This is a genomic window from Massilia sp. DD77 (assembly GCF_036961685.1).
Lineage (GTDB): Bacteria > Pseudomonadota > Gammaproteobacteria > Burkholderiales > Burkholderiaceae_D > Telluria.
Genome location: NZ_JBAMDH010000025.1, coordinates 21,818 through 34,853, shown reverse-complemented (window position 1 = coordinate 34,853; position 13,036 = coordinate 21,818). Strand labels below are relative to the sequence as shown.

At 66.1% G+C, this 13,036-nt stretch carries 14 protein-coding genes; 4 read left to right on the top strand and 10 right to left on the bottom strand.

The annotated features are described in order from the left end of the window. The first annotated feature begins 105 nt into the window (after window positions 1-105). Complete coding sequence (locus V7778_RS16090; protein ID WP_335557070.1) at window positions 106-639, top strand: hypothetical protein; 534 nt, start codon at window positions 106-108, stop codon at window positions 637-639. A gap of 279 nt (window positions 640-918) precedes the next feature. On the opposite strand, the gene V7778_RS16085 is transcribed toward V7778_RS16090, so the two are convergent. The 4 genes from V7778_RS16085 to V7778_RS16070 all read right to left on the bottom strand — a co-directional run bounded on the left by V7778_RS16085 (window position 919) and on the right by V7778_RS16070 (window position 5,902). After that, a complete protein-coding gene (locus V7778_RS16085; RefSeq protein ID WP_335557069.1) occupies window positions 919-3,045 on the bottom strand; it encodes a putative bifunctional diguanylate cyclase/phosphodiesterase in 2,127 nt (708 codons plus the stop codon). 158 nt (window positions 3,046-3,203) lie between these two features. Further along, window positions 3,204-3,866 carry an amino acid ABC transporter permease gene (locus V7778_RS16080; protein ID WP_335557173.1) on the bottom strand — a complete coding sequence of 221 codons (663 nt, stop codon included), beginning with the start codon at window positions 3,864-3,866 and terminating at the stop codon, window positions 3,204-3,206. Window positions 3,867-3,901: 35 nt separating this feature from the next. Then, window positions 3,902-4,714, bottom strand: a complete 813-nt coding sequence (locus V7778_RS16075) for a transporter substrate-binding domain-containing protein (protein ID WP_335557067.1) — start codon at window positions 4,712-4,714, stop codon at window positions 3,902-3,904. Window positions 4,715-4,795: 81 nt separating this feature from the next. Then, window positions 4,796-5,902, bottom strand: a complete 1,107-nt coding sequence (locus tag V7778_RS16070; RefSeq protein WP_335557065.1) for a Gfo/Idh/MocA family protein — start codon at window positions 5,900-5,902, stop codon at window positions 4,796-4,798. A 117-nt stretch (window positions 5,903-6,019) separates the two neighbouring features. Between V7778_RS16070 and V7778_RS16065 the strand changes: the two genes are divergently transcribed. Continuing rightward, on the top strand, window positions 6,020-6,961 hold the full coding sequence (locus tag V7778_RS16065; RefSeq protein ID WP_335557063.1) for an SMP-30/gluconolactonase/LRE family protein: 942 nt from the start codon (window positions 6,020-6,022) through the stop codon (window positions 6,959-6,961). 1 nt (window position 6,962) lies between these two features. Here V7778_RS16065 and V7778_RS16060 read toward each other — a convergent pair whose 3' ends face one another. The 5 genes from V7778_RS16060 to V7778_RS16040 all read right to left on the bottom strand — a co-directional run bounded on the left by V7778_RS16060 (window position 6,963) and on the right by V7778_RS16040 (window position 9,634). Continuing rightward, entirely contained in the window at window positions 6,963-7,367 is a 405-nt protein-coding gene (locus tag V7778_RS16060) for a hypothetical protein (RefSeq protein ID WP_335557061.1), read from the bottom strand. A 148-nt stretch (window positions 7,368-7,515) separates the two neighbouring features. After that, window positions 7,516-7,977, bottom strand: coding sequence for a metallophosphoesterase family protein (locus V7778_RS16055; RefSeq protein ID WP_335557060.1), 462 nt, complete (start codon window positions 7,975-7,977; stop codon window positions 7,516-7,518). A gap of 5 nt (window positions 7,978-7,982) precedes the next feature. Further along, window positions 7,983-8,276, bottom strand: coding sequence for a DUF378 domain-containing protein (locus V7778_RS16050; protein ID WP_335557057.1), 294 nt, complete (start codon window positions 8,274-8,276; stop codon window positions 7,983-7,985). 125 nt (window positions 8,277-8,401) lie between these two features. After that, window positions 8,402-9,031 carry a YcbK family protein gene (locus tag V7778_RS16045; RefSeq protein ID WP_335557055.1) on the bottom strand — a complete coding sequence of 210 codons (630 nt, stop codon included), beginning with the start codon at window positions 9,029-9,031 and terminating at the stop codon, window positions 8,402-8,404. 69 nt (window positions 9,032-9,100) lie between these two features. Continuing rightward, entirely contained in the window at window positions 9,101-9,634 is a 534-nt protein-coding gene (locus V7778_RS16040; RefSeq protein ID WP_335557053.1) for a GNAT family N-acetyltransferase, read from the bottom strand. 216 nt (window positions 9,635-9,850) lie between these two features. Between V7778_RS16040 and V7778_RS16035 the strand changes: the two genes are divergently transcribed. Then, complete coding sequence (locus V7778_RS16035; protein WP_335557051.1) at window positions 9,851-10,861, top strand: sulfate ABC transporter substrate-binding protein; 1,011 nt, start codon at window positions 9,851-9,853, stop codon at window positions 10,859-10,861. Window positions 10,862-11,161: 300 nt separating this feature from the next. Next, window positions 11,162-12,097 (top strand): serine hydrolase, encoded by a 936-nt coding sequence (locus tag V7778_RS16030; protein ID WP_335557049.1) that lies wholly within the window; start codon window positions 11,162-11,164, stop codon window positions 12,095-12,097. Window positions 12,098-12,159: 62 nt separating this feature from the next. Here the strand turns inward: V7778_RS16030 and V7778_RS16025 are convergent, their stop codons facing one another. Further along, window positions 12,160-12,954 carry an IS1595 family transposase gene (locus tag V7778_RS16025; protein ID WP_335557048.1) on the bottom strand — a complete coding sequence of 265 codons (795 nt, stop codon included), beginning with the start codon at window positions 12,952-12,954 and terminating at the stop codon, window positions 12,160-12,162. Window positions 12,955-13,036: the final 82 nt, after the last annotated feature.

Genomic DNA, 13,036 nt, shown 5'->3' with positions numbered 1-13,036 from the left:
CGACTATGTCCGACCTGTCCTACGGTCCTGCCTCCCACGCTCCGATTGTCCTGACGGGCCAGAAGCCTAGAATGAAGTTCTCGAAGCACTAAATACGGAGGATCCATGGGTGAGAACAAAGGACATGGCACCAAAGGCCCGAGCTACGATCAGCTGAATGATATGGACACCAATGTCCAGCGCGACAAGCTGAACCAGCAACAATCGGGCAACATGCAGTCGGGGCGGCAATCCGGTAGCCAGCAGTCGGGGCAGCAACAACAGGGTAGCCAGCAATCAGGTCAACAGCAGCAAGGTAGTCAGCAATCCGATAAGCAGCAACAAGGTAGTCAGCAATCCGGTAAACAGCAGCAAGGTAGTCAGCAATCCGGTAAGCAGCAGCAAGGCAGCCAGCAGTCGGGGCAGCAGCAGCAAGGAAGCAGGCAGTCCAACATCAACCAGCAGGGCAGCCAGCAATCCGGCCAGCAACAAGGTAGTCAGCAGTCGGGCCGGCAGGGCAGCCAGCAGTCGGGCGGCCAGCATGCTTCCGGCGGTACGCCGGCACTGGACGACCTGGATTCGAAAGGCGAGAGCGCAAAGGATGCGTCTCAAGCCTGGAGCCAGGACAACAGCGTCGACAAGCAGCGCGGCAACCGCTGAGGCGGTAGGCTTCGCATAGGGCGCACAGCGCGCCCCACGGCTGGCCCTCAGTGCCAGCCGTTCCCATTTTTTGCGGCCGGCCCCTGTGGCCGGCCGTTTCCATCGTGCTCCGGTGATCGCTGAGCACCTAGCCCAGTAGGCGGGAGAAAGCGCATGGCGATGCATGGGAAGTAAAGGCAAGGCGCGAGGAGGCAGTGTGGCTGGCCACACAACGACGAGCTAGGCCGGCTGCGCTTTCCAGGCGCGCCAGGAGCGACTCTCGCCTGTTGGGATAGGTTCCTAGCGCCCTGTGCTCCGGGCCAGGCGTTCCAGTTCGCCGGCCGGCATCGGCCCGCCGACGACATAGCCTTGCGCATAATCGCAGCCGGCCTCGCGCAGCATGCTGCGCTGGAACTCGGTCTCGACGCCTTCCGCCACCACCTTCATGCCCAGCTTGTGGGCCATCGCGATGATGGCTTCGCAGGCCGCCAGCCCGTTGGGCTCGCGCTCCAGCGCCTCGACGAAACCCTGGTCGATCTTGATGTAGTCGAGCTCGTAGCGCACCAGGTGGGCCAGCGAGGAATAGCCGGCGCCGAAATGGTCCAGCGCCACTTGCAGGCCCATGGCGCGGTAGGGACGCAGGCGCTCGATCACGGCGTCCATGCCCTCGAGCAGCATCGCTTCGCCGATCTCCACCACTACGCTGCGCGGCGGCAGTGCGCGCTCCTTGAGGAAGGCCAGCCAGCCGTCGTAGTCGCCCGGTTCGCGCTGGATCTGGGCCGGCGACTTGTTGACGCTGACCTGGAAGCCGGCATCGACGCTTCCCTGCCAGCGCTGCACCTGGAGCGCCGCCTCGCGCAGCACCCAGTCGCCGATCTCGACCATCAGTCCGCTCGACTCGGCAAAGGGCATGAATTCCGCCGGACGCAGCAGCCCGCGGCGCGGATGGCGCCAGCGCAGCAGGGCCTCGGCCTTGCGCACCCGGCCGTCGCGCAGCGAGGCGATCGGCTGGTACAGCAGTTCGAACTGGCTCGCGGCCAGCGCCGCGCGCAGTTCGGCGGCGATCGCCTGGCGCGCCAGCATGGCCTGCTGGGCACCGTCGGTGTAGTAGGCATAGCGGTTGCGGCCGGCATGCTTGGCCACGTACATGGCCTGGTCGGCGCGCGCCATCAGGTCGCAGACCTGGCCGGCGTCCGCCGGGTAGAGCGCGATGCCGACCGATGCCGAGACCTCGGCCTGCACCGACTCCGCTCCCGCGTCCAGCGCAAAAGGCGCCGCCAGCGCGTCCACGATGCCCTGGGCGATGCGGTCGACCGTGCCGACCCGGTCCAGCCCGGACAGCACCACGGTGAATTCGTCGCCGCCCAGGCGGCCGATGGTGTCGGACGCGCGCACGCAGGCGCCGATGCGCTGCGCGGCTTCGGCCAGCAGGCGGTCGCCGGCCGCATGGCCGAGACGGTCGTTGACTTCCTTGAAGTGGTCGAGGTCGATGAACAGCAGCGCCAGGAAAGCCGCGCTGCCGTCCGAACAGCGGTCGGCGCGCCGGGTTTCCTGGGCCAGCCGGTCCATGAACATGTGGCGGTTCGGCAGGCCGGTCAGGTCGTCGTAGTTTGCGCGGCGCCAGATGCGCGCCGCGGCCGCGCGCTGGCTGGTGATGTCGTTGACCAGCGCCAGCGCGCCCAGGTAGCGCCCGCCGGGGTCGAACAGCGGATTGATGGCCACGCAGGCCCACAGCTCGGCGCCGTCGCTGCGGATGAACTTGAACTCGTAGCGCCTTACCTCGCCCTGGCGCCGGCGCGCGATGTTGCGCTCCAGGAGGGCCCTGCCCTCGTCGTCCATGAAGCGTCCCACCGGCAGGTCGAGGATGTCTTCGATCGGGTAGCCCAGCAGCGCCGCCATACGCGGGTTGACGAAGGTGGTATGGCCGAAGGCGTCGACTTCCCACACGCCCTCGTCGGCGCAGTGCACGATGCGGCGCAGGCGCTCCTCGCTGCGCGCCAGGGCCTCGAGGCGGCTGCCCGCCTGCTCGGTCACCACGCGGCAGGCGCGCGCGCCGATGTCGAAACTGCCCAGCAGGCTGACCCAGCTGGCGCCGCCGTCGCGCGCACGCAGCATGAGCTCGCAGCGCGGCTCCGCCACGGCGGCGCAGCATTCGCCCAGGAAGCGCGCGAGCACCTCGCCGTCGGCCCCGCCGACGAAATCACGGAGGCGCAGGCCGGCCAGGGCGCTGCGCGGCAGGCCCAGCATGCGCGCGCCGCACAGGTTGGCCTGAAGGATGACCCCGTCGGGCGCGATCAGGAAGAAGCCGAAGGGCGCCAGCAGGAACAGCTCGTTATAGCCGGCGGTAGGCTGTGCGGGCGCCGAGAACATGGCGCCGCCGCCCGGCAGCGCAACGGCTTCGGCATCAGCATCCGCGTCCCGGGGCATGGGAGACGCAAGGGGCGGCCGTAGCGGGCCGTGTTCCATAAATCCTCCGCCGATCGTTGCCGATTGTCAGTATTTCCAAAAAGACTAACACTGGTCGATACGGCTGTCGAGGTGTGTTGTGCAAATGCAATCGGCATTTCTACAACACACGGGCCGGCTCAGCGCGGCTGGTGCGCCCGGTTCAGGCGCCGTTCCGCGCGGCGCTGAAGGGCTTCGAAGAACAGGCTGAGGCACCAGTAGATGGCGGCCGCGGCCAGGTAGAGGGGCAAGGGCTGGAAGGTGACGGCGATGACTTCCTTGGTCGCCAGCATCAGCTCGGTCAGCGCGATGACCGATACCAGCGAGGTGTCCTTGATCAGGCTGATCAAGGTGTTGCTCATCGAGGGCACGGCTACCCGCAGCGCCTGCGGCAGGATCACGTAGCCCAGCGTCTGCCACCAGCCCAGGCCCAGGCTGAAACTGGCCCGCCACTGCCCTTCGCTGACGCTGCGGATCGCGCCGCGCAGGCTTTCGGACAAGTAGGCGCCGGCGTTGAGCGAGAGCGCCAGCACGCCGGCCGTCACCGGCGTGAATTCGATGCCCACGCTCGGCAGGCCATAGTAGATGACGAAGATCTGTACCAGCAGCGGCGTGCCGCGCATCGCGCTCACGTAGAGCGTGGCCGGCAGGCGCACGAGGCGCCAGGGCGCCAGGCGCATCAGGGCCACGGGAAAGCCCAGCGCCAGTCCGCCCACCATCGAGGCGACCGCGAACAGCAGGGTGTAGCCGGCGCCGGCCAGCATCACGGGCGCCGCTTCGCGCAGCAGGCCGGCCAGCTCCAGGAGCGCGGCGCTCCCTGAGGCCGCGTCGGCGGGGATCACTTGGGTTCCTGGCTCGCGTCGGTGCCGAACCACTTGAGCGACAGCTGTTTCAGCGTGCCGTCCTTGCGGGCGTCCTCGATGATCTTGTCGACCGCCGCCTTGAATTGCGGGTTCCCCTTGCGCATGGCGACGCCCATGCGCTCGACCGCGCCCAGGCGCGGCCCGGCCTTGATCGGCAGGCGCGAATTCTTGAGCAGGTAGGCCACCATCAGGCTGTCGTTGAGGGCCGCGTCGATGCGCCCGAAGGCCAGGTCCTGCAGGTTCTCCGGCGCCGCCGGATAGCTCTTGACCTCGATGCCCGGCACCGCCTTGACCTGCTGCTCGAACACGCTGCCCTGCCCCACGCCCACCTTGCGGCCCTTCAGGTCGTTCAGACTGGCATAGCTGGCGCGCTCGTTCTTGCGCACGATGAGCTGCGGGCTCGAATAGGTGTAGGGGACCGAGAAATCGAAGGCCTGCCGGCGCTTCTCGGTGATACCGACCTGGCTGACGATCACGTCGTACTTGCCCGCCGCCAGGCCGGCCAGGATGGCGGCCCACTCGGTGCTGACGAACTCGGGCCGCAAGCCCAGCTTGCCGGCCACCAGGCGGGCCACGTCGACGTCGTAGCCGGCCAGCTGGCCGGTCCTGGGGTCCTTGAAGTTGAAGGGCGGGTAGGTGCCTTCCATGGCGATGCGCAGGGTGCCGCGCGCCTTGGTGTCCGCCAGCAGGTCGGCCGCCTGGACCTGCGGCAGCGCCAGCAGCATACCCGTTGCCAGACCGAGGGCCAGCGCGCCGCGCCGGCCAAGCTTCGTGATTCCCTCACCCATCACTTTACTCCGCACAACAATCGAGCTGCCTTTATAACCGAAAACCGGCGACGGTGCCTAGCTCCGGCAACGACGCGGTCCTTACAGCACAATCCTGCGCTGTTCGCGCGCCGACTTGTACACCGCCTCGATGATGCGGATATCGCGCAGGCCCTCCTCTCCCGCCACGATCGGTTCGCGGTTCTGCAGCACGCATTGCGCCAGGTGATCGAGCTGGCCGGCCCACTGGTTGGCGCCTGCGTTCGGCGGCGTGATCTCGGTCTCGCGGCCCTTGCCCACCCACAGGCGGTTGCCGCCGTAGCCGGTGCCGGGCTCCATCTCGATGCGGCCCTTGTCGCCCATCAGCAGGATGTGGTTCTGGTTGGCGCTGTACATCGACATGCAGGAGCCGATCACGCCGGACGGGAATTCGAGCTGGAACTCGACCATGTCCTCGACCTCGCGGAAGCGCGGGTCGCGCTTGTCGGTGGTCTCCTTGGCATACAGGGCCACGGGCTCCTCGCCGGTCATGTAGCGCGCCGCCTGCAAGGCGTAGATGCCGATGTCCATCATCGAGCCGCCGCCGGACATCGCCCGCTTCAGGCGCCAGGCGTTCGGGTTGCTGAAGTTGAAGCCGTGCTCGGAGCGGAAGTAGCGCAGCTTGCCGATGTCGCCCGCGCGCGCACGGCGGATCGCTTCCAGGTTATAGGGCTCGAAGTGGCAGCGGTAGCCGATCATCAGCTTCTTGCCGGCCTGGCGGCAGGCCGCGATCATGGCTTCGCATTCGCGCGAGGACAGCGCCATGGGTTTTTCGCACAGCACGTGCTTGCCCGCCTTGGCGGCGCGAATCGTGTACTCGGCGTGCATGGACACCGGCAGGCAGATGTAGACGATGTCGATGTCCGGATTGTCGCGGATGCCGTCGTAGTTCTCGTAGTTGTAGAGGTTCTTCTCCGGCACCCCGTATTCCTGGGCCACGCGCCTGGCCTTGGCCGGATCGCCGCTCACCAGCGCCACCAGGCGGCTGTGCCGGCAATGCTTGAACTTCGGGATCACGACGCCCAGTCCGTAGCCGCCCAGACCGACGATCGCGTAGCCCAGCTTGCGCTCGCCCTGGCCCCCGTTCTGTCCCCAAGCCGGCACGCCGACCGCGGAAGCCGCCAGTGCGCCCGCGGCCAGGACCATGCCGCGCCGATGTTGATCGATCATGCCTATCTCCTGTTCTCGTTCGTTTGCTTGTCTCCACGCGCCGCCGGGTATTTCCACGCGGGCTTAACAAGGATACAATCGTTTTACGATAAATGGTAGCGGTAACAAACAATGAGCATGCGACGTTCCATCCTGTGCCTATCCAGGCTTTCCTGCTTCGCCTTCGGCGCCGCGCTGCTCCCCGCCAGCGCCGTGGCAGCCTCCTGCGGCGCGGCCCCCTCGGGCGAGCTGAAGGCTGAACGCGTGGCCGCGGCCGCGCCCTCGCGCACCGAACCCGGGCTCTACGAAGGGCCGGTATGGGTCAAGGACGCACTCTATTTTTCCGATTTCAGCTTCGCCAGGGGCTTCCCATCGCGCGTGCGCAGGCTGGGCCCGGACGGCAAGGTGAGCACGGCGATCGAGGACAGCGGCAGCAATGGCCTGGCCATCCATGCGGACGGCCAGCTGGTGCTGGCCAGCCACAAGGACAAGGCCCTGCTGCGCCATGCCTGGGACGGCGGCAAGGCAACGCTGATTGCGGGCAGCTACAAGGGGAATGTGTTCAATTCGCCGAACGACATCGCGATCGCGGCCGACGGGACGGTCTACTTCACCGATCCGGACTGGCAGAAGGCGGCGGCGCCCGGCGGGCAGCCGGTAACGGGGATCTACCGGGTCGGCACCGACGGCAAGGTGACGCTGGTGGACGGGACGCGTCCCAATCCGAACGGGATCGCGCTCTCGCCGGCAGGCGACCTGCTCTACGTGAACGCCAGCGATGGCCTGCTCAAGGCCTATCCGATCGTGAAAGGCGCGGTCCAGGCCGGGCGCACCCTGGTGAGCGGCCTGGAAGGCGGCGACGGCATGACGCTGGACTGCCACGGCAATGTCTATGTGACCGAACATGGGGCCAGGAGGGTGCGCGTGTTCTCGCCGCAGGGCCGGGAGCTGGCCACGATCCGGGTCGACGCCAACGTCACCAACGCGGCCTTCGGCGGCAAGGACCACAAGACCCTGTACATCACGGGCGCGGGGGCCCTGTGGCGGCTGCCGCTCGCGGTGAGCGGCCTGCCCTACTGATTTACCAGGCGCGCCGGCCCTGCGGGCCGAAGTGGTGGCCGGTGACCAGGGTCGTGCTCTCGACCAGCATCGACAGGCCCAGGATCAGCTGGACCAGCTTGTCGTCGGGCAGCACCCAGATCTGGCCACGCGGCGGCTCGGCGCCGGTGGCGGCGCTGACCAGAGGCGCGATCCAGGCGGCGTCCTGGTCGACGTCGAGGATGACGGCGTCGGCCGTGGTCTGCATGTAGACATTGCCCCCTTCGCCCAAGGTGAAGCAGATGCCGACGCCGGTTTCCTGGGGCTTGACGGTCTCCTGCAGGAAGCGGTTGTGCTCGTCGATCCAGAGTTCGACGTCCTGTGGGGTCTCGAGGGGGGTCCAGGGGCGGGGCTTGAAGCGGGGTGGTGTGTCTGGCTGGGAAGTCATGTGCTGCATATCGTGTAGGGGTCGACGCTATCTTACGGGATTTTAAGGATCAGGCTGAAGTTTGAGCTTGGTGGCGACTCGACGAACTTGGATCCCGGCCACACAAAAAATCTGACACGTTCGGAACGCAAGTCCGCAGCACACCACCTCAATCGAGCTCTAGCGTTACGATCCGCACACGCACCTGGGCATCTTCAATCAGCAACTCCCCCACCGAAATCGGGAGCGTGAACCTGCGCCTCCCCGCACTCCCCGGATTCACATACAACACACCAGCGCGCTCCACACACGACGGCTTGTGGGAATGCCCCGCCACCACCACGCGCACGCCGGCGGCCGCCGGATCGATATCCAGTTCCTTGAGATCGTGGACCATATAGACGCCGACGCCGCCCAGTTCCAGACGCAGCGCATGCGGCAGGCCGGCTGCCCAGGCCCCGCGGTCGTTGTTCCCGCGCACCGCGCTGACGGGCGCCAGCTCGCCAAGGCGTTCGAGGATGTCCGGCCCGGTGACGTCGCCCGCGTGGAGGATGTGGGCGCTGCCCCGCAGGAAGTCGAGCGCCTGCGGGCGCAGCAGCCCGTGCGTGTCGGAGATCAGTCCGACCCGCAAGCAGCTCACACGCCGCGCTTGCTGCCGGTCATCTTGGCCATCGTGTAGACGGAATACAGCGCCGCCACGCCCACCAGCACATAGACCACGCGGGTCAGCGGGCTGTCCGGGCCGAACAGGGTGGCAACCATGTCGACGTCGAACAGGCCGACCATGCCCCAGTTCAGGCCGCCGATGATGAGGAGCGCCATCGCCAGGTAGTCGAGGGCGGACATCGCGGAGCGGGTATGCGGGCGCATCGACACGCGGCGTTCGCCGGTGGTCCTGCGGTCCATCGTGGGTGCGTTCATTGTTGCCATCACTGCCTCCTTGAAACGTATGCTAAAAGGAAATGCGGTAAGGAATGGCCGGTCCGGGCGTCCTGCCCTGGCCATGATGGCAAATACTAGCCCAAGTTCTGCAAGCCCCTCGCACGCGTCCGGGGTCAGCCCTTCCAGGTGCGCTGCAGGCCGGTGTCGGCATGGATCCAGCCGCCTTTCGGGCCGGACCGGTAATAGTAGCCGACCCCGCCCTGGCGGAAGCTGCGAATCAGGCCGCCCAGCACTTCCTCGTTGAGGGCGGCGACCCGGATGTCGGCCGCCTTGCCCAGCATGTGCAGCGACTTGCGCGCGGCCGGGATGCCCTCTTCGATCAGGCGCTTGTTCGAGGCCTCGGTGCGGTAGCCCGACAGGATCTCGAGCGGCTGCACCAAGCCGTAGCGGGCGATGAAAGCCTGCGTCCCCCACAGCATTTCGAGCAGCTTGGGATCGATGGGCGCGGTCTCGCGGCCGTTCACGTCGCGCAGCAGGTGGCACAGTTCCTGGTAAGCCGAATCGATCACCTCGCCGTCCTTCCAGTACAGCACCTTGCTGCGTTCGCCGCTGGCCGGGCGCACGACCGACAGGGTGCGCGGCTTGACCCAGAAGTCCAGGTCGAGCAGCTGCGCGTCGAACAGGTCGGGCGGCGGCGACATATCGGTGGTGTTGGAAGCTGCGGCTGCCGCGATCGGGCCGCCGAGGGCGCCCAGGGCGCACAGGCCGGCGCCCTGTTTCAGGAAATCTCTACGTGAAGCCATAACGAACTCATCAATGCGAGACGCGTACTATAGCGTAAGGCGGGGCGGCACAAAAGACGGGTGTGTGGTTTATCCGCTGCAGTTGCAGAAACGCTTGCGCGCCGCGCCCTCGTCGGCCGCGCAGCGCTCGTCGAGGCGTTTCCACATCAGGTCGCAGTCGAGGCCGAAGCAGGACTTCTCCTTGCCGGCGTTGAGATAGCCGTGGCGTTCGAAGAAAGCGGTGGCGCCGGCCGGGCTGTTGAGGTGCAGCTTGGTGATGCTCCAGGCGCGCGCCTGGTCTTCGAGCGCGGCCAGCAGCGCGCGGCCGACGCCGCAGCGCAGGGCTTCGGGCAGCACATAGCACAGGGCCACCTTGCCGGCCTGGGTCAGCAGGGCCATGCCCACGAGCTGGCCTTCGCTTTCGGCGACCAGGGCGAAATTGCTGGGGGTCGAGAACCAGGCGGCCACGGTGGCCGGGGTCTTGTTGCCGAGCCAGGGACCGAGCACCTCCGGATGGTTCCGGTGGTCGTCCTGGCGGCACTCCTCGATCGAGCGGCGCAGCAGGGTGCAGGCGGCAGGCGCGTCCTCGGGGACGGCCTTGCGGATTTCAATACGGGTGGACATCTATCATCTACATTGAAAACGAAACGAACGAGCGCCGCCGGCGCGTCGCGAGGCCTCGACTATACACCGAAAGGTAGAGGCTCTGCTTTCGCACTGCACAATACGGGCGCCGTATATGGATATGACAAATCTGTCGTTCCGTTCCTGCGTGAAATTAGTGAACATGGTCCCTGTGCATTACCCCGCACCATGCATCACTGACCAAGCGAGAACAACATGACCACCACCCCGAATTCACTGCGCCGCTGGATCCTTACCCTGGTCCTGGGCGCGGCCCTGCCCTTCCAGGCGAATGCGGCCGGCACCGAGCTGCTGAACGTGTCCTACGACGTGGCGCGCGAACTGTACAAGGACATCAACCCGGCCTTCATCGACGCCTACAAGAAGCAGACCGGCGAGGCCGTGACCGTCAAGCAGTCGCACGGCGGCTCGAGCAAGCAGGCGCGCGCCGTTGCCGACGGCCTGGAAGCCTCGGTGGTCACCATGAACCAGGCCAACGACATCGACATGCTGGCCGAGCGCGGCCTGGTGACGAAGGACTGGGCCAAGAAGTTCCCGAACAATGCCGCACCTTATTACTCGACCATGGTTTACCTGGTGCGCAAGGGCAATCCGAAGCAGATCCGCAACTGGGAAGACCTGGCCCGTCCGGGCGTGCAGGTCATCATCCCGAACCCGAAGACCGCGGGCAACGGCCGCTACACCTACCTGGCGGCCTGGGGCTCGGTGCTGAAGAAAGGCGGCAACGAGCAGCAGGCGCGCGTGCTGGTCGGCCGCATCTTCAAGAACGTGCCGATCCTGGATGCCGGCGGCCGCGCCGCCACCACCACCTTCACCCAGCGCCAGATCGGCGACGTGCTGGTGACCTTCGAAAACGAAGTGAGCATGGTGCGCGCCGAGTTCGGCGACAACTTCGAAGTGGTCTACCCCTCGGTCTCGATCCTGGCCGAGTCGCCGGTGGCCGTGGTCGACAAGGTGGTCGACCGGCGCAAGCTGCGCAAGCAGGCGACCGCCTACCTGAACTTCCTGTACACGCCGCAGGGCCAGGAAATCGGCGCCAAGCACTACCTGCGCGTGCGTAACGAAGCGGTGATGAAAAAGTACGCTGCCAACTACAAGCCGGTTACCCTGTTCACCGTGAACGAATTGTTCGGCGGCTGGCAAAAAGCGCAAGACCGCCACTTCGACGACGGCGGCGAATTCGACAAGATCTACCAGTCGAAGTAACGCTGTCCGGCGTCAATACGATTGTCAAACAAGCCCTGCCGTGCGCAGGGCTTGTTCTTTTTTGCTTCCAGGTATACTGCTGAGCAGATCTGGTATGCACTCGACAAGGAGTGACGCATTCGCGCCATGTTTTCCGCGAAAAATACCCTTTCCAAGGGGGATTTTGTTTGTACGCCATAGACATGCCAAGCGGATAGGTGCTATCGTCCCTCCTATAGTTGCCCTACAGATAGATGTTGACTGCGCGCCGCCCTGGCGCGTGCCGAAACTGTCAAATCAACCCGGATTCCAGACCCAGCAATGATCAAAAAACTGTTCGCCACCGTACTGATGTCGATCTCGGCTGCGGCTTTCGCCGTGCCCTTCGGTTCGCAGTCGGTGCTCGTGGTGGAAGACGATACCGGCAAAATCCTGCTCGAGAAAAATGCCGACGCAGTGGTGCCGATCGCCTCCCTGACCAAACTGATGACCGCGATGGTCGTGCTCGACGCCAAGCAGGACATGAACGAGCTGATCGAAATCGACCGCAGCGACGTCGACACCTTCAAGCACAGCAGCTCGCGGGTGCCGGTTGGCGCGCACATCTCGCGCCGCGACGTGCTGCACCTGGCCCTGATGTCTTCCGACAACCGCGCCGCCGCCGCGCTGGCTCGCACCTTTCCGGGCGGCGACGCCGGCTTCAAGGCCGCCGTGCGCCGCAAGACCGCCGCGCTGGGCATGAGCCAGACCGTGATCGAAGAGCCGACCGGCCTGTCGCCGCGCAACCGCTCGACCGCGGGCGACCTGATCAAGATGGCGGCCGCGTCGAGCCGCTATCCCGAGATCACCGAGATGACCACGGATTCGAAGGATCTCATCAGCATCAACGGCCGCCAGGTCGAGTACCGCAATACCAATCGCCTGGTGGGCGCCAAGGGCTGGGACATCGGCCTGTCGAAGACCGGCTACACCTCGGAGGCGGGCCGCTGCCTGATCATGAACATCAAGGCCGCCGGCAAGAATGCGACCCTGGTGCTCCTGAATGCCAGCGCCTCGTCGACCCGCATCCTGGACGCCCTCAAGATCCGCCGCTTCATCAGCGGCGAACCGGTGGCCACCGCCTCGACCCGCGCGCCGCGCTTCAAGGCCAGCTCGGGCCGCGCCCGCATCAAGGCCAGCGCCGCCAAAGGCAAGCTCAAGGTGACCAAGAAACGCAGCAAGGCCAAGGTGAAGGTCACCCGCAAGCGCAGGAATTAAACTCCGCACGCAGGAATGCTCAAGGGGCCGCAAGGCCCCTTTTCTTTTTGGCGCTGTGCCCGTTATGTGTTGAAGACGCCGATCGCACAGCGCAGAAATCGCTCTGGCGTGGCGATGCGCGCCCCGTCCAGCGCCCATTGCCAGCCCAGGTAATTCGGCAGGTAGCGAGAGGCAACGCCATGAAATCGCGCCAGCCATTGCCGGAAGCGCCGGTGGTAAGCGTTCACGTTTTGGACGTGGACGGCGCCACGGACACGCTCGCCGGACCGCAAGTTGACGAACTGATGGGAGATGTCCGCCTCGCGCGCAAAGCAGCGGTACGCCGGATGCCCATCGGTCACCAGCAGCACATCGGGATCGAGCACGGGCAACAGGTGCCGGTGCAATTGATCCTTGGTGAGGGCGCCGCGTCCGGTGATGAAGTCGTGGGTGCCGCCGGTGCGGTCGCGCGCGACCAGCGCGCACACGTGCTCGCGGGAGATGACGCGGCTCGCAGCCACGCCGCCCCGGCGCCGCGCCGGCCGGTCGAGCTTGCGCGAGCCCTTCTGCGACTCGAGTAGGAAAAGTTCGTCGGCTTCGGCAATGCCTGCCAGCCGCTCCGGGCGGTCGTGTTTGACGAGCGCGAGAAAGCGGTGGCGCCAGCGGAAGCTCGTGTTGCGTTGCACCTCGTGTCCGTGCCGGTAAGGGCGCCGGCCCTGACATGACGGACAGCAAGGATCTGGCGCCGCGCCCGCCATTGCCTCGCACACCTGGTCCAATCCGACCGCCGGGCGCAAGGCATCCATCAGTTGGAGACGCTGGCGCCTGGTCAGTAGGGAAAGCTGCCGCAGCCACCTGCCAAAGCGTTTCGTTTCCATCGCTGCTCCGCTGGCCTGTGAGGATGCGACTTGGACTTCGACAAAGCTCGACAGTTCAAATTCCACACACAGCGGTGACAGC

Bases quoted from the DNA above. Each gene is read 5' to 3' on its own strand.
- V7778_RS16090 (WP_335557070.1), top strand. From the start codon at position 106: ATGGGTGAGAACAAAGGACATGGCACCAAAGGCCCGAGCTACGATCAG.
- V7778_RS16085 (WP_335557069.1), bottom strand. From the start codon at position 3,045: ATGCCCCGGGACGCGGATGCTGATGCCGAAGCCGTTGCGCTGCCGGGC.
- V7778_RS16075 (WP_335557067.1), bottom strand. From the start codon at position 4,714: ATGGGTGAGGGAATCACGAAGCTTGGCCGGCGCGGCGCGCTGGCCCTC.
- V7778_RS16070 (WP_335557065.1), bottom strand. From the start codon at position 5,902: ATGATCGATCAACATCGGCGCGGCATGGTCCTGGCCGCGGGCGCACTG.
- V7778_RS16065 (WP_335557063.1), top strand. From the start codon at position 6,020: ATGCGACGTTCCATCCTGTGCCTATCCAGGCTTTCCTGCTTCGCCTTC.
- V7778_RS16060 (WP_335557061.1), bottom strand. From the start codon at position 7,367: ATGACTTCCCAGCCAGACACACCACCCCGCTTCAAGCCCCGCCCCTGG.
- V7778_RS16050 (WP_335557057.1), bottom strand. From the start codon at position 8,276: ATGGCAACAATGAACGCACCCACGATGGACCGCAGGACCACCGGCGAA.
- V7778_RS16045 (WP_335557055.1), bottom strand. From the start codon at position 9,031: ATGGCTTCACGTAGAGATTTCCTGAAACAGGGCGCCGGCCTGTGCGCC.
- V7778_RS16040 (WP_335557053.1), bottom strand. From the start codon at position 9,634: ATGTCCACCCGTATTGAAATCCGCAAGGCCGTCCCCGAGGACGCGCCT.
- V7778_RS16035 (WP_335557051.1), top strand. From the start codon at position 9,851: ATGACCACCACCCCGAATTCACTGCGCCGCTGGATCCTTACCCTGGTC.
- V7778_RS16030 (WP_335557049.1), top strand. From the start codon at position 11,162: ATGATCAAAAAACTGTTCGCCACCGTACTGATGTCGATCTCGGCTGCG.
- V7778_RS16025 (WP_335557048.1), bottom strand. From the start codon at position 12,954: ATGGAAACGAAACGCTTTGGCAGGTGGCTGCGGCAGCTTTCCCTACTG.